General features: G+C 68.4%; 15 protein-coding genes and 6 pseudogenes. 16 read left to right on the forward strand and 5 right to left on the reverse strand.

Going from position 1 to position 22,808, the window contains the following annotated elements:
* The first annotated feature begins 159 nt into the window (after positions 1 to 159).
* From ACH4TV_RS32500 to ACH4TV_RS32550, 11 genes and pseudogenes are all read left to right on the forward strand, one after another.
* Positions 160 to 1,059 carry a nitrilase-related carbon-nitrogen hydrolase gene (locus tag ACH4TV_RS32500; protein ID WP_398404425.1) on the forward strand — a complete coding sequence of 300 codons (900 nt, stop codon included), beginning with the start codon at positions 160 to 162 and terminating at the stop codon, positions 1,057 to 1,059.
* Position 1,060: 1 nt separating this feature from the next.
* On the forward strand, positions 1,061 to 1,849 hold the full coding sequence (locus ACH4TV_RS32505; protein WP_398404427.1) for a thioesterase family protein: 789 nt from the start codon (positions 1,061 to 1,063) through the stop codon (positions 1,847 to 1,849).
* A 23-nt stretch (positions 1,850 to 1,872) separates the two neighbouring features.
* A complete protein-coding gene (locus ACH4TV_RS32510) occupies positions 1,873 to 3,318 on the forward strand; it encodes an aldehyde dehydrogenase family protein (RefSeq protein ID WP_398404428.1) in 1,446 nt (481 codons plus the stop codon).
* Between the two features lie 25 nt (positions 3,319 to 3,343).
* Entirely contained in the window at positions 3,344 to 4,486 is a 1,143-nt protein-coding gene (locus ACH4TV_RS32515) for an alcohol dehydrogenase family protein (RefSeq protein ID WP_398404430.1), read from the forward strand.
* Positions 4,487 to 5,693: 1,207 nt separating this feature from the next.
* A pseudogene (locus ACH4TV_RS32520) lies at positions 5,694 to 5,846 on the forward strand (MmcQ/YjbR family DNA-binding protein); the annotation flags it as partial.
* A 758-nt stretch (positions 5,847 to 6,604) separates the two neighbouring features.
* Positions 6,605 to 8,209, forward strand: coding sequence for an alpha/beta hydrolase (locus tag ACH4TV_RS32525; RefSeq protein ID WP_398404432.1), 1,605 nt, complete (start codon positions 6,605 to 6,607; stop codon positions 8,207 to 8,209).
* 218 nt (positions 8,210 to 8,427) lie between these two features.
* Positions 8,428 to 8,808, forward strand: coding sequence for an MmcQ/YjbR family DNA-binding protein (locus ACH4TV_RS32530; protein ID WP_398404434.1), 381 nt, complete (start codon positions 8,428 to 8,430; stop codon positions 8,806 to 8,808).
* Between the two features lie 196 nt (positions 8,809 to 9,004).
* On the forward strand, positions 9,005 to 9,766 hold the full coding sequence (locus ACH4TV_RS32535; RefSeq protein WP_398404436.1) for an SDR family oxidoreductase: 762 nt from the start codon (positions 9,005 to 9,007) through the stop codon (positions 9,764 to 9,766).
* Positions 9,767 to 9,806: 40 nt separating this feature from the next.
* Positions 9,807 to 10,517, forward strand: a complete 711-nt coding sequence (locus ACH4TV_RS32540) for a TetR/AcrR family transcriptional regulator (protein ID WP_398404438.1) — start codon at positions 9,807 to 9,809, stop codon at positions 10,515 to 10,517.
* Positions 10,518 to 10,949: 432 nt separating this feature from the next.
* A complete protein-coding gene (locus ACH4TV_RS32545) occupies positions 10,950 to 11,489 on the forward strand; it encodes a (2Fe-2S)-binding protein (protein ID WP_398404440.1) in 540 nt (179 codons plus the stop codon).
* Positions 11,486 to 12,397, forward strand: a pseudogene (locus tag ACH4TV_RS32550) (FAD binding domain-containing protein); the annotation flags it as partial. The gene ACH4TV_RS32545 and the pseudogene ACH4TV_RS32550, both read left to right, overlap by 4 nt.
* Before the next feature lie 216 nt (positions 12,398 to 12,613).
* On the opposite strand, the pseudogene ACH4TV_RS32555 reads toward ACH4TV_RS32550, so the two are convergent.
* Together ACH4TV_RS32555 and ACH4TV_RS32560 are read right to left on the reverse strand one after the other, a co-directional pair.
* Positions 12,614 to 12,946, reverse strand: a pseudogene (locus ACH4TV_RS32555) (IS630 family transposase); the annotation flags it as partial.
* 223 nt (positions 12,947 to 13,169) lie between these two features.
* Positions 13,170 to 13,271 (reverse strand): annotated as a pseudogene (locus tag ACH4TV_RS32560) (hypothetical protein); the annotation flags it as partial.
* A 402-nt stretch (positions 13,272 to 13,673) separates the two neighbouring features.
* Between ACH4TV_RS32560 and ACH4TV_RS32565 the strand changes: the two are divergent.
* The 4 genes and pseudogenes from ACH4TV_RS32565 to ACH4TV_RS32580 all read left to right on the forward strand — a co-directional run.
* Entirely contained in the window at positions 13,674 to 14,276 is a 603-nt protein-coding gene (locus ACH4TV_RS32565; RefSeq protein WP_398404442.1) for an isochorismatase family cysteine hydrolase, read from the forward strand.
* 403 nt (positions 14,277 to 14,679) lie between these two features.
* Positions 14,680 to 15,357 (forward strand): nuclear transport factor 2 family protein, encoded by a 678-nt coding sequence (locus ACH4TV_RS32570; protein WP_398404444.1) that lies wholly within the window; start codon positions 14,680 to 14,682, stop codon positions 15,355 to 15,357.
* Between the two features lie 222 nt (positions 15,358 to 15,579).
* Positions 15,580 to 16,509, forward strand: a complete 930-nt coding sequence (locus ACH4TV_RS32575) for an aldo/keto reductase (RefSeq protein ID WP_398404446.1) — start codon at positions 15,580 to 15,582, stop codon at positions 16,507 to 16,509.
* Between the two features lie 128 nt (positions 16,510 to 16,637).
* Positions 16,638 to 16,833 (forward strand): annotated as a pseudogene (locus tag ACH4TV_RS32580) (IS982 family transposase); the annotation flags it as partial.
* Here the strand turns inward: ACH4TV_RS32580 and ACH4TV_RS32585 are convergent.
* The gene (locus ACH4TV_RS32585) at positions 16,760 to 17,437 is read right to left on the reverse strand and encodes a transposase family protein (RefSeq protein WP_398404448.1); all 678 of its coding nucleotides are present in this window, start codon (positions 17,435 to 17,437) and stop codon (positions 16,760 to 16,762) included. The pseudogene ACH4TV_RS32580 and the gene ACH4TV_RS32585 sit on opposite strands and share 74 nt — an antisense overlap.
* A gap of 380 nt (positions 17,438 to 17,817) precedes the next feature.
* Between ACH4TV_RS32585 and ACH4TV_RS32590 the strand changes: the two are divergent.
* Positions 17,818 to 17,961: pseudogene (locus tag ACH4TV_RS32590) on the forward strand (SpoIIE family protein phosphatase); the annotation flags it as partial.
* Between the two features lie 122 nt (positions 17,962 to 18,083).
* Here the strand turns inward: ACH4TV_RS32590 and ACH4TV_RS32595 are convergent.
* Positions 18,084 to 20,006 (reverse strand): pectinesterase family protein, encoded by a 1,923-nt coding sequence (locus ACH4TV_RS32595; RefSeq protein WP_398404450.1) that lies wholly within the window; start codon positions 20,004 to 20,006, stop codon positions 18,084 to 18,086.
* A gap of 366 nt (positions 20,007 to 20,372) precedes the next feature.
* On the reverse strand, positions 20,373 to 22,628 hold the full coding sequence (locus ACH4TV_RS32600; RefSeq protein ID WP_398404452.1) for an ATP-binding protein: 2,256 nt from the start codon (positions 22,626 to 22,628) through the stop codon (positions 20,373 to 20,375).
* Positions 22,629 to 22,808 lie beyond the last annotated feature (180 nt).

Genomic DNA, 22,808 nt, shown 5'->3' on the forward strand with positions numbered 1-22,808 from the left:
AGGCGGCTTGGAAAGATTCCAGGGAACTCACCCGGCCCTTGTCATAAGCGACGAGTGAGCCGCCGGGACAGAGCCGATACCGTCGCTTTCACGGGCGGCGACGGGGCCTTTACCGGCAGAACCCATCGCCTCATCTCCGGAAAAGGAGCTCCAGAAATCATGGTGTCGCTGAACGTCGCTGTCACCCAGTTCGAGCTTCGCCCCGAGCGGGACCTCGATCAATTCCTCGCTCACACCGAGGACCTCGTGCGTCGCGCCGCCCAGCAGGACGCGGAGGTCGTGCTCTTCCCCGAGCTCTCCAGCACCGGGCTCCTCGGGTCCATCACCGACCACGAGGTGACCACCGCGACGATCGGGTCCGACTACTGGGATGTCCTGCCCACGTTCACCGAAGCGATCTCCGACGGCCTCCAGAGCATGGCCAAGGACCACGGGATCGTGGTGGCAGGGGGCAGCCACAACCGCGTGGCAAGCGACGGCTCCCTGCGCAACACCGCCTTCATCGCCCACCCCGACGGCCGGGCCGAGTCCCAGGACAAGATCCACCTGACGCCCCAGGAGCATGCGCTCGGCACCCGCGGCGGCGACGAGCTGCTGGTCACCAGGATCGGGCCGTTCACGGCGGGCGTACTCATCTGTGCCGACATCCAGTTCCCGGAGCTGTCCCGGTACCTCGTGCGCCAGGGGGTCGATCTGATCCTGTGCCCCTCGCTCACCTGGAACCGACGAGGAGTTCACCGGGTCCGCACCGGATGCCAGGCGCGCGCCATCGAGAACCAGCTCTACGTCGCGATGTCGCCCCTGATCGGCCACAACGGACTGCCGGCCGACTCACCCATGCACGCGACCGGCAACGCCCTGGTCACGGGGCCCGTCGACAGGACCGTCGGGATCAACGACGGGGTGCTGGCCAGGTCCGAATCGTCCGGGGAGGACCTGGTGGTGGTGTCCCTGGACCACGACCTGCTGCAGGCCTCGCGGGCGAATCCCGAGGCTCCGGGGCTCGCGCTCCAGCGGCCCGACCTGTACGCGAAGCTCCAGGCCGAGGCGGGAGCCTGACGTGTTCGCCCACGCCCACCGGGTCCGCAACCACGAGGTCGACTCACAGGGCTTCCTCTTCAACAGCCGCTATCTGGAGCTGGCCGACGTCGCCATGACCGAGTTCTTCCGCGACCTCGGTTGGTCCTACACGAAGTTGGTCGACGGCGGAACGGACCCGTCGGTGGTGAGCGCGCGGCAGACCTTCCTGTCGCCGGCCCGCTTCGACGACGTCCTCGACGTGGACGTCATGTGCCGGCGTGTGGGGACGTCCAGCTTCCAGCTCGACATGCTCGTCGCACGTGGCGGGACGAAGATCGCGGAGATCGAGCTGGTGTACGTCAACGTCGACGCCGAGGCGGCGCGGTCTCGCCCGCTGCCCGAGGGCGTCGCACAGGCCCTCCGTGACTCCATCGCCCATGAGCCTTCGCAATCGAGGAGACAGACAGAGATGACCCGCCCCAGTGCTTCGAAGCCGGCCTTCGGGCCGGGCAACGTCAAGCGTTTCGGCCCCACCGAGATCGAGCATCGCACGGCGGGCTCCGGCCTCGACCGGCTCGGCACCTACTTCATGACGTTCGACGAGCCGGGGCACAGCGACCCGTGGACGCTCCAGTACGAGGAGACGGTCTACGTCGTCAGCGGGCGGGCGGAGTTTTTCGTCGTGGAGGACGGCGTCGACGTCCCGCTGACCGGGGAGGCGGACGAACTGATCGTCCTGCCCCGAGGCACCACCGTCCGCTACGGAGCGGTTCCGGGAACGCGTCTCCTCCTGTCGATCACACCGGTCGACTGGCGAAACCAGGCATGACCGATACACAAGGAGCGGCAACGATGAGCAAGCCGATGGCCGAACACCGGAGCGCCGCCGCGGCGTTCGCAGCGGACATCACCGACGCCGACGCCATGGTCGTCATCGACCCGGCCACCGAGAAGGCGATCGCGGCCTACCGGACGGCGACGGAGGCAGATGTCGACGAAGCCGTTCAGCGGGCAGCGGCGGCTGCGAAGGCGTGGGGGAACACCCCTCCTGTCGAGCGCGCCGAGATCCTCCTCAAGATCGCCGACGTGGTCCAGGGCCGAGCGGAGGAGTTCGCTCAGCTGGAGAGCGAGAACGTCGGCCAGCCGATCACGGTCGCCCAGGGAGCCATGCCCTGGGTGTGGGACGTCATCCGTTTCAACGCGGGCGCGGCACGCACGTCCTCGGTTCCCGCCACCGGCGAGTACGCGAACAACAGCACCTCGTGGGTGCGCCGCGAGCCCATCGGTGTCGTCGGCCTGATCACCCCGTGGAACTATCCCCTCCTGATGGCGGCGTGGAAGATCTCCGCTGCCCTCGCCGCCGGCAACACTGCGGTCATCAAGCCGTCGGAGCTGACTCCGACCAGCACGATCCTCTTCGTCGACATCGCGAATCAGTTCCTCCCCGAGGGCGTACTCAACCTCGTGCTGGGAGACTCGTCGACCGGCAAGGCCCTGGTCGCGCATCCCACCGTCCGGATGATCTCGCTCACGGGAGACGTCGCGACCGGAAAGGCCGTCGCGGAGTCGGGCGCACGGACGCTGAAACGGATCGGCCTCGAACTCGGGGGCAAGGCTCCGGTCCTGGTCTTCGCCGACAGCCCGATCCGGGAGAGCGCACGGGACCTCGTGGAGTTCGGATACTCCAACAGCGGCCAGGACTGCACGGCCGCCTGCCGCATCATCGTCGAGGACGCGGCCTACGACGAGTTCGTCGAGGCCTACTGCGAAGCGGTGGCGAACCTGCGCGTCGGAGACCCCTCCGATCCGGAGACGGAGATTGGCCCGCTGATCTCCGAACGTCAGCTGAACCGGGTCGCCGGCTTCGTGGACCGCGCACGCGAGAACGGCGCGACCGTGCGGATCGGCGGACAGCGGCTCGACCGCCCGGGCTGGTTCTACGCCCCCACGGTCATCACCGACGCCGACCAGTCGGACGAGATCATCCAGCGCGAGGTGTTCGGGCCGGTGATCACGATCCAGCGCGGGCACAGTGACGACGAGATGCTCGACATGGCCAACGGAGTCGAATACGGCCTGTCGGCGAGTGTCTGGACCACCAACCTCGCCAGGACCATGCGTTTCACCCGAGAGCTCGATTTCGGAACCGTGTGGGTGAACCAGCAGATCTTCGTGGCCTCGGAGATGCCGTTCGGCGGCTTCCGGAGCTCGGGATACGGCAAGGAGCTGTCCCCGCACGGAATCGACGAGTACTCCAGGTTCAAGCACGTGATGGTCAACCCCGAGCTGGCGAAGTAGCCGAGAAATGGACGCCGGTCTTTCCATGAACTCCCGTACACAGGTGAACGCCTCCGCCAGCCCGGCCGCCCCCGTGCCCGCGACCATGCGGGCCACCGTGCTGACCGGCCACGGCGGTATCGACAAGCTCGTCTTCCGCGACGACCACCCCACCCCGGCTCCGGCGGAGGGAGAGGTGCTGGTCCGGGTGGGTGCCTGCGGCATGAACAACACGGACATCAACACGCGGACGGGCTGGTACGACTCGGTCGTCGAGTCCGCGGTCTCCGAGGAACTCGGCATACAGGGGCGGTCGGACGGGGCGGCGTCCTCGTGGAACAGTTCCACGGTCGACTTCCCCCGCATCCAGGGTGCCGCGGTGGTGGGGCACATCGCCGGCGTGGGGCCGGGGGGAGACCCCGGCCGCATCGGTGAGCGGGTGATCGTCGACCCCTCGGTCCGCGACCCCGAACTGCCGCTCCACGCACAGCTGGTGCAGTACCTGGGCAGCGAGCGCGACGGCGGCTACGCGGACTATGTGGCGGTTCCCGAGGGCAATGCCCACCGCATCGACTCGCCGCTGTCCGACGCCGAGTTGGCCACGTTTCCGTGCTCGTACGACACGGCCGAGGAGATGCTGCAGCGCGCTCGGCTGACGGACGGCGAGACCCTCGTCGTCACCGGTGCTGCCGGCGGTGTCGGAACGGCACTCATCCAGCTGGCCAGCCTGCGCGGCGCACGCGTCGTGGCCGTCGCCGGCGCCGCCAAGGAGAAACGGCTTCGGGCACTCGGGGCGGACGAGTTCGTCGCCCGCGAGAGCAAGAACGTACAGCGGGAGATCGAACGCGTCATCGGTGAACGAGGCGCCCATGTCGCCGCGGACGTCGTCGGCGGGCCGGTGTTCGACGTGCTCCTGAAAGTGCTCCGCCGCGGCGGACGGTACACCAGCGCCGGGGCGATCGCGGGTCCGGTCACGAGAATCGACCTGCGCGACCTGATCTACAAGGACCTCGAGATGCACGGCATCACCAATCCGACCGCGGCGACCTTCGCCCGGCTGGTGGAACTCATCCAGAGCGGCCGGCTCCAGCCGCTACTGGAGGAGGCGTTCCCTCTGGCAGACCTGGCCCAGGGCCAGGCACGGCTGCTGAAGCGCACGCACATCGGCAAGCTCGTGGTCACGACGTGAGCTGGCGGCCGCCTCGGCCGGCTCAGCCGATGCCCGAGGCCGGCACGCGGATCGGGACCACCCCGGACACCACCCGCACCGCACAGGAACCGGCAGAGGTAGGTAGCAGGCGCGCGGCGTTGTCGCCGAACGCGCGTGCTGGAGCATGGTCGTCGAGAGCGACGTGAGTTACCAAGATCACTCCCGCTGGCCGCGCCTGATCGCAACCCGGATCCCTCACGGTCGGCCAGCGGGAGTCCGGAAGGTCTGCGCGGGGTCGGTGAAGCCGACGTGGACCGCCGCGGCACGCGCATCCCACCGGGCGGCTCCCAGCAGGCGCCGGGCTTCCAACAGGCGCCGGTCGTCGATGAGTTCACGTACTCCCGTGCCGGTGACGTCCCGAGCAACTCGGCATAGTCCGCGGCCTGGTGCAGCTCACGGAAGTGCAGCTCCAAGGCGTCCAGGAAGCACCTGTACCGGTCGGCGCGGCCGGTGCCGGTCGTGGCCGTGCCGGTGGGGGCGATGTCCGGGGAGTTGGCCAGGCGCAGCAGCAGTGATTCGAGCAGGCTGCGCCGCAGGGCGTGGTGGATGTCGAGGGGGCGGCGTCCCAGCGCCCGGTGTTCGTCCAGGAGCTGGAGTGCCGTCTGCTGGAGCCAGACGGCGTCCTCGGGGCGCGGGTTGAGCACGGCAGGGGCCTCGTGCGCGGTGAGCGGGGTCAGGAGACGGGCGAGGTCCGGGCGCAGCACCTCCGGCTCGAACAGGATGAACGGGCCGCGGGCCGTACCGGGCGGATGCCAGCACAGCACGTGCCCGGGACGCACCCACAGCCACTGGCCGGGAGCGACGGTCCGCGTGACGTGGTCGACATCGTGCCGCAGCTCGCCCTCGGTGACCGCGATGAGGTAGTGGAAGGTGGCGCGGCCCGGACAGGGCGGGTTCCACGGCCAGTCGTCGTGCTGCGCGAAGAAGTCCTCGACGGTACTCACCTCAATGCCGTACGCGGGGTACCGGCCGGAGGCTGGAAACCGTACAGCGGAACCGCAGCCGGACCGGCCGCGGTTCCGCCCGCATCGGTATGTCGCTGGTCGACCATCACGTGTCCGCAGCCTACCGCCCTTCCGGTCGGCTTCAACGCAAGGATGGAACCTGCCACCGTGCCCGCGCGGCGCGCCCTCCTCCGTCTCCTTCGATGCCGCAGTCCGTCACCACCTGGGAAGGCTCACCGCCCATGAACGCCTCGGCCCTGCACAAGACCGCCGCCGACTGCGCGGAGGAACTCCCCGGGGCCCGGCTGGAGCACCCCTTCGGCGACGACTGGGAGGTCTACAAGGTGCGAGGCAAGGTGTTCATGCTGATGACCGAAGTCCCGGGACGACCCGTCGACCCGCACACCTACAGCACCAGCACGCAGGCGGCCCGGTGAACGCGGCCGGTGAACGCCTCCAGGACACCGCCCGCAAGGCGGCACTGGCCCCCACCATCCGCGTACCGCACAACACCGGCATACCGCAGGGCTCACCCCACGTCACCACCCGAAGGCAACCCGAAGAGGTCAGCAGGAGGGGCGCGTCCCGAAGGGTGACCTCGTCGGAGGAGGGGCCCTGTCGGGGGAGGTCACGCATGTATCCGCGCGACGGATGTGCCGCGTTGTCGCCTGCCTGGCCCGCTGAGAGGTATGGCGGCAGTCCCTGCCGGAAGCCGCGTTTTCGGTGGCCGCCGCCTGCCCCGTAGGCCGGTGGAGCGTTCAGGCGGGGCGGGTGGGCCGCACTTGCGGCTGGGGTGATGCCGGTCGGCAGACGCCGTCAGCTCGCAGCAGAGGCGACCGGACGGAAGACCACCGTCTGGCCCCGCACCGGGGCCAGGGTCTGATACCGGATCGCTGCTGCCGTGACATGGGTGAGGCGTGAAATCTGAGCTCGGTGAGGTCGGACGGGATCCGGAGCGGGCCGACTCCGACGTTTCTGTGCCGTTCGCGCCGCCGCGCTGTGCTCCCCGGCAGCCCGGACGCCACCTCCCGGTTGCGTCTCCGAGGAGTCGAGTCGGCCACAGCCTGACAGTTGGTCATGTTCTTGATTTTTCAAGCAAGTTGAGTCCAAACTTTGCTCCATCTGTGAACTCTTGATTCATGAAGGAATACCTGTGCAATTCAACCCCCCACTGGCCCCGCGCTCGAAAGGGCGCAGACGACTGGCTGTCGGGGCTCTGGTCACCGCTCTGTTCGGCCAGTTGCTCACAGGGGCCGCCGTTGCCGCTCCCTCGGCCACGAACCCGTCGCCAGGGCGCATAGCCTGGGAACCCTGTGCGTCGCCCTCCGGCCAAGGCGCCTTCGAGTGCGCCACTCTCCAGGTGCCCGTGGACTGGAAGCGGCCGCACGGCGCCACCATCGACCTGGCCCTCGCCCGCCACCTGGCCACCGACCCCGAGCGCCGGATCGGCTCGCTGCTGATCAACCAGGGCGGCCCGGGCAACTCCGGTGTGGACTTCGCGTTCGACGCTCCCGACGCCTTCTCGCCCGAACTGCTGGAGCGGTTCGACATCGTGGGCTTCGACCCACGCGGCGTCGGCCGCAGCAACCCGGTGATGTGCGACACGGACCTGCTGACGGCCCAGGGCGAGTTGCTCTACCCGGACAGTGACTCGTCCTTCGCCGCCCTCCGCGAGGCGAACCGTGCGCTCGGCAACAGCTGCCGCGATCTCACCGGGCCGCTCGTCGATCACATGGACACCGGCAGCGTCGTCCGCGACATGGACGCGATCCGCGCCGGGCTCGGCGAGCAACGGATCAGCTACTACGGCCTCTCCTACGGCACCTTGCTCGGCCAGCAGTACGCCGAGCGCTACCCGCACCGCGTCCGCGCGATGACCCTCGACTCCAACATGGACCACAGCCTGGGCATGTGGGACTTCCAGAAGACCGAGACCAGGGCGGTGGAGGAGGCGTACGGCCAGTTCGCCGACTGGTGCGCCCGTACGCCGTCCTGTGCGCTGCACGACCGAGAGGCCCGCGCCCTGTTCGACTCGCTCTACAAGCGCGCGGAAGCCGGTGAGTTGGTCCTGCCGGGGGACCCGCCCCACACGGTCACTCCCCAGGAAGTCCAGAACCTCATCGTGGGCCCCCTGTACAGGCCGAACACCTGGTTCCAGTTGGCACAGGACCTCGCCGACCTGGACGCCGCGGGCCCGGCGGCGGCACGGTCACGTCAAAAGTTCGGCGAGCCGACGGAGTTCCCCTTCTTCTCGGTGGTGTGCCAGGACTACGACTTCGACGTTCCCTCGTACGCCACCCTCGCGCGCTTCGAACGCGAACTCGTCCGCCGCGCCCCCGTCACCCGCGTCAGTCCCCTCGGCTGGACGGTCCAGACCGGCTGCCAGGACTGGCCGACCGAGGTGACCAACCCCCCGCGCCGGCTCCACGTCGACGGGACCCCGAAGATCCTGATGACCAACAGCCGTTTTGACCCGGCGACCCCGCACGTCTGGGCCTCCAACGCGGCCCGCCAGATCGGCCGTGAGGCGGTGCTCCTCACGTACGACGGTGTCGGCCACGGCGTCTACTGGCGGAGCCCGTGCGCGCGGGACGCCACCAACACCTACCTCCTCACCCTGAAGGCCCCCCGCAAGGGCACCCACTGCCCCGCGGTCTGGCCGAGCGGGCCCTCCGTCCAGCGGCAGTCGACGAGCGGCGGTCTCGTCGACCCGCTGCCCGAACTGCCGGGAACGGGGCCGTACCGGTCAACCACCTGACACGGCCTGATCCAAGCCGGTCCTGAGCGACGGGCGCGGCCCGACCAGGTTCCGGCCGGGCCGCGCCCTGTGGCGCGTCCGGTGTCACGCGATCCGTCAGCACACATCCCGCAGCCGCACCGCCGGCCATGCCTGGGCCGCGACCGCGAGGGCTCCCGGGGCAGCGCGTACGCTCTCTCCGGCCGGATCAAGACGGTTCGTCCCGCACCCCGCTGATCATGGGAGGAGGTGTGCTGCTTGCCCTCGGCGGCCACGAGGCCAGCCTCCTCGCCATGCTCCACTCATCTTCCCGCTCTGCGAAGTGGCGGATCAACAGCAATCGTCTCGACGTGTACAAAGTCGCGGGCAAGGTGTTCCTGATCGTCACCGACGACCCGGACGAACAGATCATCACGGTCAAGTGCGACCCCGAGCATGCGCGGGCGCTGGAGCACCGCTTCGCCTCGATCGCACCGGGCCGCTATCTCGACAAACGGCACTGGATCTCACTGGGGCCGGGGCCCGGCATCACCGAGCGGCTGACCATCGACGCGGTCGAGGATTCCTACGACCTGGTCGCCGAGCGGCTGCCGCGACGCGACCGCCCCGGTGCCCGATGAACGCCGCGGGCTTCCCCGCGAACGGCTGAGCCCTCGCTCGCCAGCGTCCCGCGCAAAGGCTCGCCCACACCTTCTCCGGCGTGGCCGTACCGCTCCAGACCGCCGATGATAAGTGGACCGACTTGCCATCAGGGTGGTGCGGGGTTACCTTGATGTGGTGAGTTCTTCGACTTACCTTACGACTCGGCAAGGAACAATGAACACGAATCGTCTTGCGGGCAAGCGCGCCCTCATCACCGGCGGCACGAGCGGCATCGGTCTGGAGACCGCGCGGCGTTTCCTCGCGGAGGGGGCCGACGTGCTGGTCACAGGCGTCACCCCGGCCAGCATCGACAGGGCGCGGCAGATCCTCGGTGCCAAGGTGCCCGTGGTGCAGGCCGACGCACGCGATCTCGACGCTCAGCGCGGCCTGGCGGAGCAGGTGCGTGAGCACTTCGGCGAGCTGGACGTGGCATTCCTGAACGCCGGCGTCTCGGACTGGCGGCCGTTCGAGGACCACACGGAGGACAGTTTCGACCGGCTCTTCGACATCAACGTCAAGAGCGTCTTCTTCCTCACACAGGCCCTGGTGCCCGTGCTGTCCAACTCGTCCTCGGTCATCCTCAACGCGTCCAACAGCGCGCACGGTGGCTACGGGCATTCGAACGCCTATGCCGCGACGAAGGCGGCTGTCTCCTCCCTGATGCGGTCGTGGAACGCGGACCTGCTCAAATCGCACGGCATCCGGTTCAACGCGGTCAGCCCCGGCCCGGTGAACACCCCGCTCTACTCCAAGCTCGGGATCGAGGACCCCGCGCAGCAGGCGGCGGTTCTGGAGGCGATCAGCTCTGGCATCCCGCTGGAGCGTATGGGCATGCCCGGGGAGGTCGCGGAAGCCGTGGTGTACCTGGCCTCGGATGCCTCGGCTTTCGTTGTGGGCCAGGACCTTATCCTGGACGGCGGCCAGACCGTCCTCTGACAGCGAGGATACGGCTGGGAGACGGGCGAGGGGCGTGGGTATGTCGGTGGCCGACCGAGCAGAAACCGGTGGCGATACGTGCCAGGCCGGGTATGACGCACAGACCAAAGCCGGGTATCACGCGCAGATCAAAGCGGAGAACCGCGCGCGCATCATCCGCGCCGCCCGCGACCTCTTCCTCGCCCGGGGATACGACAAGACCTCCCTGGCCCAGATCGCCAAGGAGGCCCACGTCTCCACCGGCACCCTCTTCAAGCGGTACCCCTCCAAGGCCGCGCTGTTCGCGGCCGTCACCTCCGAACAGTGGCAGCTGGATGTGCAGTACGCCGAACCGCCCCCGCCCGGTGATCCCCGATACGGTCTGGACCACATCGGCCGCGACTACGCCTGCCTGGTCGCGCGGCCCGGCACGGCGGCGCTGTGCCGCCTCATCATCACCGAACTTCCCCAGATGCCGGAACTCGCCGACATCGTCGGCACCGGCTTCGCCATCGACCGCGGACCCTTCTTCGACCGGCTCCGCGACTACCTGGACGCCGAAGCACAGGCCGGCACACTCGACTTCCGCTCGGCCGACGGACAGCCGCAGTCGGCATCCGAAGTGGCCGAACAGTTCCTCGGCATGATCTGCAGCCAGTTCCTGTGGCCCCAACTCGTACGGACCGACTTCGTCCCGCCCAACCCCACCGACGCCGCGATCGTGGACGAAGCCGTCGCCCTCATGCTCAGCCGCTACAGCACCGGATCCTGAACCCCGGACCACCAGTTCACGCTGCAAGGACCCCGATACGTCATCCCCGCCAGGACAGGCGCAGGTAGGGGTGACCCGACCGACAACGAACACGGGCGAGCGCGGCCAACCCTCCCAGCAACCGACAGTGGCCGACAGCTGAGCTGGGAGGGGCCGCGGTCTCCCGGTACGGCAGCGTGCCCCCGTCGTTGCCCTCGGGGGCGAGGGCAACGACCAATGATCGACGAATTCCTCCAGCACGTACGAACCGAGGCGATGTCGGCCCGCCTGTGACGGTATTGGCCTTCTGCGGCGTCGCCCACCGCGGCCATACGGCCGCTCAGCGCTATCCGCCAACAGCGCGTGACCTGAAAAAGATCATCATCCGCGAGCGTCGCTAAGCAGGCGCAGTGTTTCAGGCCAGAGCCCCTCTGGTCCTGTCCCATGTGCCTGATGGCGCCTCCCTCAAGAGAACGAGCCCTCGGGCGAACCGGAGGAAGGAACACGGTGGAGATCGAGCTGCGGATCAACGGATCCGCCCAACGGCTGGACGTCGCGCCGCAGGTGAGTCTGCTCGACGCGCTGCGCGAGTACCTGGGCCTGACCGGCACCAAGAAGGGCTGCGACCAGGGCGCGTGCGGGGCCTGCACGGTGCTCGCCGACGGCCGGCGCATCAACGCGTGCCTGGCGCTGGCGGTGCAGTACCAGGGCCGTGAGATCACGACCATCGAGGGGATCGACCACCCGCTGCAGGCGGCGTTCGTCCGCACCGACGGGTTCCAGTGCGGCTACTGCACGCCGGGTCAGATCTGTTCGGCGATCGGGATGCTCGCCGAGCACAAGGAGGGCGTGCCCAGCGCGGCGACCGAGCACCTCGCCGACAGTGGCGGGGAGCTGGACGAGGCGGAGATCCGGGAGCGGATGAGCGGCAATCTGTGCCGCTGCGGCGCCTACAACGGCATCGTCGCGGCGATCCAGGAGGTCGCGAAGTGAAGTCGTTCTCCTACCTCAGCGCACCGGACACGGGCACGGCGCTGCGCACGATCGCGGACGGCGCCGACGTGAAGTTCCTGGCGGGCGGGACGAACCTCGTCGACCTCATGCGTGAGGGGATCGAACAGCCGGCGACGGTCGTGGACATCACCCGCCTGCCGCTGACCGGGATCGAGGAACTCCCGGGGGGCGGAATCCGCGTCGGCGCGCTGGTGACCAACAGCCGCCTCGCGGCCGACCCCCTTGTCAGGACCCGCTACCCGGTGCTGGCGCAGGCGATCCTGCTCGGGGCATCCGCCCAGCTGCGGAACATGGCGACCGTGGGCGGCAACCTGCTGCAGCGCACCCGCTGCATGTACTTCTACGACGAGACCTCCGCCTGCAACAAACGCGCACCCGGCACCGGTTGTGACGCGATCGGCGGGTTCTCCCGCGGCAGCGCGGTCCTGGGGGCGAGCGAGCACTGCATCGCCACCCATCCCTCGGACATGGCGGTGGCGCTGGTGCTGCTCGACGCGGTCGTCGAGGTGGAGAGCGTACGCGGCGTGCGCCGTATCCCGGTCGCCGAGTTCCACCGGCTGCCCGGCGACACACCGCACATCGAGACAGTGCTGGCCGCCGACGAGCTGATCACAGCCGTAGAGCTGCCGCCGGTGACGGTCGCGGCGAACTCGCGCTACCGCAAGGTGCGCGACCGCGCATCCTACGCCTTCGCCCTCGTCTCCGTCGCCGCCGCGCTGGCCGTCGAGGACGGCATGGTCAGCGAGGTGCGCGTCGCACTCGGAGGCGTCGGCACCAAACCCTGGCGCGCCACCGAAGCCGAACGCACGCTCCTCGGCCACCCAGCGACCGAGGAAACCTTCCGGCGGGCGGCAAAAGCCGAACTCGCCGCCGCGGTGGGCGGGCCGCTCCCCCAGGGGCGCGGTGACGGCCGCACACGCGTCCGGCGCGTAGCGGCCGGTCGTTCTACAGGCTCCTCTGAGTGGTTGTTGCGGGCTGCGGTGGAGCAGTGGCGGACATCGGTCTGCGCGGATTCGGCCTGGCGGGCCTGGCTTGACCAGGACGTGGACGCTGAAGAACGTGCCGCGACGGATCGACTGCCGGGTGATGATCCCGAACCAGGTCTCGATCTGGTTCAACCAGGAGGAGCCGACGGGGGTGAAATGGAAGTGGACATGAGGGTTCTTCTCCAGCCACGCCTTCACGTCCGGGGTGGTGTGCGTGGACAGGTTGTCCTGCACGATATGGATGTCCTTGCCGGCGTGCGGATTCACCGATTTCTTCAGGAAGGCCAGGAAGTTCGCCCCGTTCCGGTTCGGCTTGCATTCGCCGAGTACCTCGCCGGTGGCGATGTTCAGTGCGGCGAACAGGTTCGTACACCTGCGTCTTCTCGTCGACCGACAGGACGACAGCGCCCCCGGGCGGGTCCAGGTACAACCCGACGATATCGGCAACATTTCTCCGCGAACGCCGGGCCTTTCGACAGTTTGAAGGCCCGACCGGTGCGGCTGCAGGTTTTCCTCCCGCCAGATACGGGCGACATAGTAGAAAGAGACCTTGAAACCCTCGCGCCGCTTCAGATGATCGGCCAGCGTGCGCGCCCGATTCCGGCGGCGAAGTGCCCCCGCGCTTCCTTTCCACCAGGCCCGCAACTCCGTGTTCCTCGTACCAGACCCTGGTGCGGTCCACCATCCGGGCGGACACCCCCGCAAGTCCGGCGATGTCCCTGCGGCGGCGGCCCTCGCCCGCCCACAACACGATGCGGGCCCCGCAGGGCCACATCCGCCGTCACGTGCCCGTCCGCCGCCAACGTCCGCAATTCCACGGCCTATTCCGAAGTGAGGTTCACGAGTATCCAACGAGTCAAAGAGCTTCAGGTGACATGAACCGGATCACGAGACACTAGGAACTTCCACCCGCAATCCTCGCGAATTGCGGCCTTCCACCGATGAGTCAACATGGGAAACTTCTCTGAGCCGTCAGCGTCTCGGTCATACGAGTCGGCGTGATTGGTGATCGGTGTCCCACTGCGCTGACGGAACGACTGTTTCCGGATAGAATTGCAACATACGAGCCGCCGCAGCCAACAACTGGCGCGCCTAGTCGCGATGCTGGCCCGCTGAATGGCATACACGAAATTCAGCTCGGGCGGCCGAAATACCATTCAACACGAGGAGTAATTAAGTGAGCGAGCAGAGCACGAAGAAGAGCGCGCTGATCCTGATCGAGTACATGAACGACTGGCTCGCCCCCACCGGCACCATCAATGGGCAATTCCAGGACCGCGAGCAGGTCGACGCCGCTGTCGCCAACTCCAAGGAGGTCCTGGCCGAGGCGCGTCGCCAGAACATGGAAGTCATCCACGTGCGGATGGTGCTGGAGCCGACGTACCGAGCGCTCGGCGCAGCCAAGTACGGTCTGCGCAAGATGATGCGCGACTACGGCTCCTTCCTGGGCGAGCAGACGGAGTTCTTCCCCGGATTCGAGCCTCTCGCGGATGAGTACGTGATCAGCGAGCGCACCGGAGGCAGCAGCGCTTTCGCCGGCACCACGCTGGACAGCTACTTGCGCCACAACCAGATCCAGGACATCTATGTCATGGGTTTCGCGTTGCGGCAGTGCGTCGAGTCGACCATGCGCAACGCTCATGACCTCGGCTACCACACCAATGTCATCTGGGATGCGTCCGCGGCGTTCACCAAGGAGCAGCAGACCTCGTTCCTGACCGACATCATCCCCTTCTACGCGAATGCAGTCACGACCCAGGAGTTCCTGAACCAGGACTGACAGCGCTCGTGCCCTGCTTCCCGTCGGTGGAGCAGGGCACGATTCCTGGCCGGGGCGCGATCGGCAGCCCTGTGACGTGCGCCGACGGTCCACTGACCGCGGCCGACATGATGGATGCGATTTTCGCCCTGGTCAGACACTGAGTGCCGCTCGACTGCCCTACTTGAACGAGCCGTCGATGAGCTCGGGGAGACCGCGGATCTTGCGGGGCTGGACCGCGCGCACCGTGCGTTTCATCGCGCGCGAGGGAGCTGCTGTCGTACCCGGGTCGACCGGGCGAAGCTCACGCAGCGACGACCCGTCCTGCCCCTCTGGACATCACTACTCCGAAAACCACAGAACAGGAGATTGCCATGACAGGCGTCTGGACATCGGATCTCGCGCCGCCGCGTAGCGTCGCCGGATGCCCGAGGGGCAAGTGGCTCAGGTCGGCCCTGCCTCCTCAGAGCTCGCCGAGCGGGCGCGGCACGACATCGACCACGAAGACAGGTACTCACCGATGACGACCGACTCTCTCGACCCGGACCTCAGGCGACTCATCGACCGGGAGGCCATCCGAGATGTGCTCAACCGGTACTGCCGATCAGTCGACAGGCTCGACCTGGACGAGCTCCGGCGCTGCTACCACCACGACGCCTATGACAATCACGGCGCCTACCAGGGCGACATCGACGGACTCATCGCTTGGATAGCTCGCCGACACGAGACCATCCCGTACTCACTGCACATCAGTGGGAACATCCTCATCGAGTTTGCAGATGACGACCTGGCCCTGGTCGAGAGCTACAACTCAATCGTGCAGCACTACCCCGCTGACGCCCGGGCTTCCCTCCAACAGTTCCTCGGCGAGGGTGCCGTCAGGTCCGATGGGGCGCTCCACTTCATGACATGGGGTCGCTTCGTCGATCGCATGCTCCGCCGAGACGGTGAGTGGAAGATCATCCGCCGCACGGTGGTCGCTGGTCCTACGGTCGTTCTGCCGACCGTCCGTCCCTTTGAGGCACCGATGGGATGGACGAGTGACAGGCGCGACGACCAGGACGTGCTGCACGCCGAACGTCGCGAGCTCGGGATCGGGTGACCGCAAGACGCTCGCTTCAGGGTCCAGAACCATCGAGGACACCGGCAACGCACCACGGGCGACGGCCGCCTTGCGGAATCCGGCCATCGGCAGGCTGCGGCCGCTGGGAGCAGACAACATCGCCAAGACCACCCGAGCCATCCGGGACGCACCTGAACACGCCCTCTGGATCTGGGGCATCACCAACAGCCCACCGCCATCATCAATCGAAGGGACCGGACCATGCAGGAACGAGCACTAGGGCGACAGGGCCTGACCACATCCGTGATCGGCTACGGAGCGATGCGCATCGCACTCGGCGACGACGAGAGCACGGACTCCGCGTCCATCGCCGCGATCCGTCGCGCTTACGACGACGGCGTCACGCACTTCGACACCGCAGAGCTGTACGGCTGGGGTCGAGGGGAGAAGTTGTTGGGACGGGCGCTGGGCCCGGTTCGCGACCAGGTGACGATTGCCACGAAGTTCGGCTTCGAGTTCCCGCTCCGGCCCAACTCACAGCTGGGCCACGTGCGCGAGGTCGTCGACAACAGCTTGCGCAACCTCGGGGTCGACCACATCGACGTGTTGTACCAGCACTTGCACGACCCCACCGTGCCCGTCGAAGAGGTCGTCGGCGTGATGAAGGAGTACGTGGACGCGGGCAAGGTCAAGTATCTCGGCCTCTCCAACACAACCCTCGAGAACGTTCGCAAGGCGCACGCCGTGCACCCGATCAGCGTCCTGCAGACGGAGTACTCGATCTTCTCGCGCCAGTCGGAAGCGGCGTTCCCGGTGCTCGAGGAGCTCGAGATCGGCGTGGTCGCCTTCTCGCCCCTCGCTCGAGGGTTCCTCAGCGGCACAATCACGCCCCGCGAGGCCTTCGACGAGGGCGATTTTCGCAGGAACTCCCCTTGGTGGTCGCCGCGGAACTTCGACGCGAACACTCGGATCGTCGAACAGCTGACAAGGCTGGCCGAGAGCAAGGGGGCGACACTCTCGCAACTTTCACTGGCGTGGCTGGTGGCCCGAAAGCCGTACATCGTGCCCATCCCAGGATCGGGAAACGCCGAGCGCGTCGCCCAGAACAACCTCGCCGCCAAGCTCGAGCTCAGCGCCGACGACCTTGCCCTGATCGACCAGATCGCACCGAACGGGGGACACGCCCACTAGGCCGGGTATGTTCCCGTACCCGGCGCTGCGGCCTGCTACTCCAGACATCTGCGCGCCGCTCTTCCCCTGGTCAAGCGCATGATCAGGGAGCTGGCCATGGCGACTTCTGGTTCGACAACCACTGGATCGTCGACTCGACGCCGGCCCCGTGCGGGATGTCGCGCCCGACCGTGCGGCGATCGGACATGGCCGGCTGGGCGCAGTACGGCTACTGCACGTCACATTCGCGGTTCTTCTGGGGGCTTCGCCTCTACCTGGTCTGCACGCCCACCGGGATGCCGATCATGTGGGCGCTGGCGTCCGCGAAGCTCGGCGGGCGCGAGGTGCTGTCCGCGATGCTGGAGGTCGACGCTGGCCTGGTCGCCGCTCGCTCGGGTTCCTGCTCATCTCGGACAAGGGATTCGCGTCCAAACCGTTGGGATTGTGGTGGCGTGGGTGACGGCGGACAGCAGGTGCCGGTGGCGCTGCTGTTGGTGCGCGGAGCCGGACAGTGCCTTGCCGTCCACCGCAATCGCCCGCCGCGGCGCCGGGCTGGTGCCACCGATGTTGGTGTGGTCGCGTTCGGCCAGGTAGCGCCGGTCGCGGCGTCCGGGGCATCGCCGTCGAGGGCGGCCAGGAGGCGGGTGAGGGTGGCATGGGACGGGGCGCGGCGGCGTCCGGGCGGTGGCCGGCGGAGGCCGAGCAGTTCCAGCACCGTGGTGGTGGCGCGCTGTCCCCACTCGGTGACCTCGGTGATGGTCCGGGCGCCGGAGACGACTGCGCAGGCGCGGACCAACAGCAGGCCGACCAGGGGATACCGCCGCCCTCGACGTGAACGCGGATCGGGGACACGCTGGAGGTGGGCGCGCAGGCGGCCGGTGTCATGCTGGCGGAGGTGACCCAGTTTCGCCAGAACGGCAGGGACCGGGGAGGATGGAGCGGCAGGCACGGGACCTCGATGTGACCATCTGACCTAGACACCCTGATGATCACCGGTCTCGTGCCTGTGCTGCTGCCACGTCAACTCCCCCCGGGCGCGGACGATCTACGCGATCCCGGAACTTGCAACCGCCCTGGACGGAGTCAGGGCCGAAGCCGTACAAGACGTTCCTGGCTGACGTCTGCAATTGGCGGCTGCCCAAGCGGCGGCTGCTGGAGGAGCTTGAGGAACAGGTCGCCGCAGAGAAGAAGATCAACCGACAGTTGTTCCCGAATCCGCAGCAGCACGAGGGTGAAGCGACAGCCGACGGCGGGGCCGGGGACGGTCATGCCGTCCACGGCCCCGCCGCAGCGCCCCGCACCGCGTGGGCGAGGCGCGCTGGCGGTGCCGGCCGCGGCCTCCACGCCTCCGCCACCATGAGCCGACTGCGGACGGCTGTCCGTGCTTTCGCGGACATCGACCTGATGCCCGACGATCTACTCACCCACCTCAATGACGTGATCATCCGCCTGCGGTGTGAAGAGGAATCGGACGCTTCGTGACCCGGCGGCGGGGCCGGGACGGTCGTGCTGTCCCGGCCCCGCCTTGGTTGCTCACCCCGCCGCGACGGCGGGGTCGCTGCCGGTGGGCAGTGCGCCTGTCACCTCGGTCTCGGTCACGCGAGCGGGTTCCACCCGTCGGTGCCGGCCAGGTACTTCTGCGCGGTGTAGTCGGCCGCCTCCGTGGCGGTCAGCTGCGGTGCGTTCGAGCCGGTACCGGCTCCGGCGCCGAAGTTCCCGTACTCCCTGAACCGGGCCTGCGTCCAGGAGTAGTCGGGCATCATGTCGGTCCAGGGATGCGCGTTCGTGATGCCCGCCTGGATGTCGCAGTTGCGCACCAGGGCCTGAGGCTGGACCTCCAACACGTTGCGCCACGGCCGACCGAGGTACATCGTGTCGCTCGCCACGCCGTTGGTGGTGATCGTGCAGCTGCTGATCAGGATCCCGTACTGCTTCCGATAGTCGGTGTTCGGCGCCAGTATCGTGCCGCCGGGCCACGGGAGCACCTGGATCGTGGACCGGTCGATCACCGCGGTGGCGTTGCCGAAGATGAAGTCCACGTCGCCCCGGATGTGGCAGTTGATGAACCACTGCCGGGCCTGGGTCGTGGGTGTCTCCCCCTTGACGAGCAGGGTGTCCTGATGGCTCCAGATCGCCACGTTGCTGAACACCTGCCGGTCGCCCATGGCGGCAACCGCGACGGCCTGGGTCTCGTACTGGTTGATCTCCGGGTGGGCCGCGCGGTCGAACGTGTTGCTGATCGTGAGGTCCTGAACGGTCAGGTTGGGCGGCCTGAAGGTGGCCACGGCGCTGCCCTGGGTGCCGTACTTCGCGCCGGTCGCCGGGTTGATCATCCCGTGGCACCTGGTGTTGTAGATGACGACATCCGCGCGGTTGCCGGTGACGCCCTTGATCGTCAGCCAGCTCTTGTCCTTCGGGACGCTGATGACCTCGTGGTAGACGCCCTTTTCGATGAGGATGGTGTTCGCGCCGCTGTTGGGAGCGGCGTCGATCGCTTCCTGAACGGTCCAGTGGTCGCCGGTGCCGTCTTGCGAGACATACAGCAGGCTGCCCTCCTCGGTAAGATGCTTGCCCTCGGTATTTACGTCCGAGTGGTGGGCCGTCATGAGCCAGGCCGCAGCAACCGCCGTGGTCCCGATGACGATGCCGGCGATCTCGAGAGGAGCCGCGAAGACGGCGGTCCCCGCCATGACCGCCAGCAGGAACGACCTGCTGAGCGTGGACCAGTCGTTGTGGAACGCCATGTGTGTCGTGGTGATGCTCAACGCCGCGCCCCTGCCGAACGCCATCACGGTTTCACCCGCTTGTCTCCGGAACCGAGAGGCTTCGGCGACCCCCACGATGATCTGGAGTACCGACTGCGCGATGTACCTGGTCTGGGGCTGGGGAGCGGCCTGGAGCTGCAGCACGGCGTTGTGGAGGCTGGACGGAGAGATCTGCATGCCGTCGCGGGTGGCGCCCTGCTGCTGCAGGTTGACGTAGCTCGAGAGCGTGCCGTACTGCGTGTTCGTGTTCGCGACCGTGGAATCCGGCAGCCGAGCAGGGTTGAGGGTGTTGTTCGCCAGGAGTGGCGCCACCGCGGCGTCCAGCGTGAAGAAACTGCCCCAGGCGATGTCTCCGACACCGTTCTCGGTGGCCTGCCGCCATCCCATGACGTAGGAGTCCGACCGGCGCATGAATACCCGGATGAACTCGGGCCTGTCCTCGGCGTGAATGTCGACGCTGATGTACTGGGTGCCCCCGTTTCTGTCGGTGACGTCGACGGTGGCACCGCCCATTGAGTCGAGCCTGCCGGCCCTGATCGCCTGCCTGATGTCGTTGAGCAGCTTGGCGTAGTCGGCCTTGGCTTCGGCGGGCTCACTGCTGATCCGCCAGGTGACGTCCGCGCCGGTCGCGGCGCTGGCGCTGGGGGCGGCGGCGACTACCAGGCCCAGGCCCCCGCCGGCGAGTATTCCGGCGGCCGTCATGGCGGCGATAAAGGATCTCCGGGAGAGTCCACCCTGCATCTCGGTCGTCACATGAGTTCCTTTTGCTGTGAGCAGTCCATTGACTGGATTGCGGCGTGCGGCGGTTGCCGATCTTGACGGTGGCCTTCATGCCGACACGGGCCGCTCACGCACTGCTGGCGGGCCTGGCCGGCTGTCGCTTCCGGTGCCGCATGCGACGGGCACGGAAACAGTGACTGACATCGGTCGGGCGCGTTCCTGTCACGGATCCGGTTGCCGACCGCCCTCGACGTGTGCCGGGAGGGGGCGCACCCGCAGGAGGGCACGCCTTGTTCTGTGTCATGGCTCAAGAATCGGCGTGGGATCTGCCCCGAGGCCATCGGTACTAGTACGGACCCGGGCCCCACCCCCGGGCCTGGGTATTTCTACGGAGTTGCCCTACGGGGTGGGTGCCTGGTTCGCTGTCCACCAGGACGCGATGCGGGCGCGGGAGGCGAAGCCGAGTTTGGCCAGGATGTTCTCGACGTGGGTGTGGACCGTGCGCGGGGAGCGTCCGAGCGCGGAGGCGATCTGCTGGTTGCTCATGCCCTCGGCCACCAGCGCGGCCACTTCCCGCTCCCGGGAGGTCAGCGGGCACGGGGCGGGAGCAGGCGCGGGGGCCGGGACCGCCGCGGCCGGCTCGGTGCGCAGGGCGTAGGCGATGGCCTCGTCGGGACTGCGGTGGCTGCCGCCCTCCGCGAGGGCGTTCTCGTACGCTGCCGGGCCCAGGGCCCGTACGACGGCTTCCTCGCACCGCGCGTGCTGCTCGGACCTGTACGGACCGAACGTCTCCAGGCTCGCCCCGATGTCCCGAAACAGTGCGCGCACGGCGCCCAACAGCCGTCCCGCCCTCTCGTGGTCGCCGCCGGAGGCGGTGGACCAGGCGAGCAGCTCAAGCGCCACCGCGGCCCCGAGGTATTCGTTGAAGCCCCGCTGAGCCTCGAGTGAGAGACGGGCCAGCGTCATGGCCTCCTCATCGTCGCCGCGCGCCCAGACGGCATGGCCCAGTGCCCACAATGCCTGCGCGCGGCCCCACCGGTCCCCGTGCGCCTCGGCGAGGGCGACCGCCTGCCTGCCGGTCTCCACGGCCCGCGGGTCCTTGCTGGCCGTGTGGGCGGCGGTCAGCAGGAACAACGTGAAGACCGTGCCGCCTTCCTCGTCCAGCGCCGTGTGGGCGGCCACCGCGCTCTCCAGCCACGACACGGCTTCCTCCAGCTGCCCCCCGAAGTACGCATGGGAGCCACGCAGGCTCTGGACATACGCGCGCACCACCGGGTCGTCCAGCCGCTCTCCCAGCTCTCCGGCCTCGTCCAGCCACCGGTGGGCCGCCGCCAGATCGCCCTGCAGCAGCGCCACCCAGGCGGCGGCCCACAGCGCCCGCGCCCGGGCCGGGGTGGGCTCGGGCGCGGCGGCGAGCACCCGGTCGAACTGGCGGCGCCCCTCGCCGAGGAACCCGCCGACGCACCAGTGGAAGCGCAGCGCCGCGGCCAGCTCCAGCACGGCCTGCGGGTCACCGCCGCAGTCCAGTGCCGCCCGCAGGTTGGCGTGTTCGGCCCGCAACCGGACCAGGCCCTCCTGCTGGCCGGGGCCGCACCAGCGGTCGGCGAGGCGCTCGGCGAGGGCGAGGAAGAAGTCACGGTGCCGCCGCAGCAGTTCTTCCTCCTCACCCGATTCGGCGAGCCTTTCCCTTCCGTACTGGCGGATCGTCTCCAGCAGCCGGTAGCGCGGCCGGCCCTCGTGCTCGGTGGGCAGGACGATGGACTGGACGACCAACCGGTCGAGGAGATCGAGCACCTCGTCCCGGTCGATGCCGTCGCCGGCGCAGACGTCCTCGGCCGCGTCCAGGCCGAAGTCGCCGGCGAAGACCGACAGCCGGTCCCACAGCAGCCGCTCGGCGGGGGTGCACAGCTCGTGGCTCCAGTCGATCAGCGCGCGTAGCGTCCGCTGGTGCGGCCGGTGGACCCGGCTGCCGGTCGTGAGCAGCCTGAAACGGTCCTCCAGCCGGTTCAACGCCTCGTCGACGGTGAGGGTCCGCAGCCGGGACGCGGTCAGTTTGATGGCGAACGGCAGCCTGTCCAGACCGTCGCACAACTGGCGGACCTGGGTGCGGTTGCCGTCGGTGATCCGGAACTCCGGGCGCACGGCGGTGACCAGGTCCCGCAGCAGTTCCAGCGCGTCGTCCGGCGCCAGCGGAGGGACGATGAAGACGCGCTCGCCGGGGATTCCCAGCGTACGGCGGCTCGTCGCCAGGATGCGCAGCCCGGGGGAGGCCGACAACAGCGTGTGTGCCAGCTCGGCGCAGGCGTCGATGAGGTGCTCGCAGTTGTCGAGCACGACCAGTGGAGCGCGGTGGGCCAGGAAGTCGGTGAGCTGGTCGATGACTGTTCTGGTGCCCGGGTCCGGCACCCCCAGTGCGGTCGCCAGGGCGTTCGCCGTCGATGACGGGTCCGTCACCGGCGCCAGATCCACCAGCCAGACCCCGTCCGCGAAGTCCGGCGCCGATGCGGCGGCCGCCTCCAGCGCGAGCCGGGTCTTGCCTATCCCGCCCGCACCGGTGAGCGTCAGCAGGCGCGTCGTCCCCAGCCCCCGGCGCACCTCGGCCAGCTCTCGGTGCCTGCCCACGAACGTGGTCAGGGCCGCGGGCAGATTCCCCACGTCTGATATCCGGGCGGTCACGGGACTTCTCGCCTTCCAACGGCTCAAACCGGTGCGCAGGTGGACCGGGGTGACCAGCAGCCGGTCGGTCAACACCTATGTGGATGTGGCCCAGCGCCCACCTGGCGCCGCCGGTCGCCGAGCCATGACAGCCTGCGGCATACGTGATGGGACATGGCC

The sequence above is a fragment of the Streptomyces sp. NPDC020898 genome, assembly GCF_044333925.1.
Lineage (GTDB): Bacteria > Actinomycetota > Actinomycetes > Streptomycetales > Streptomycetaceae > Streptomyces.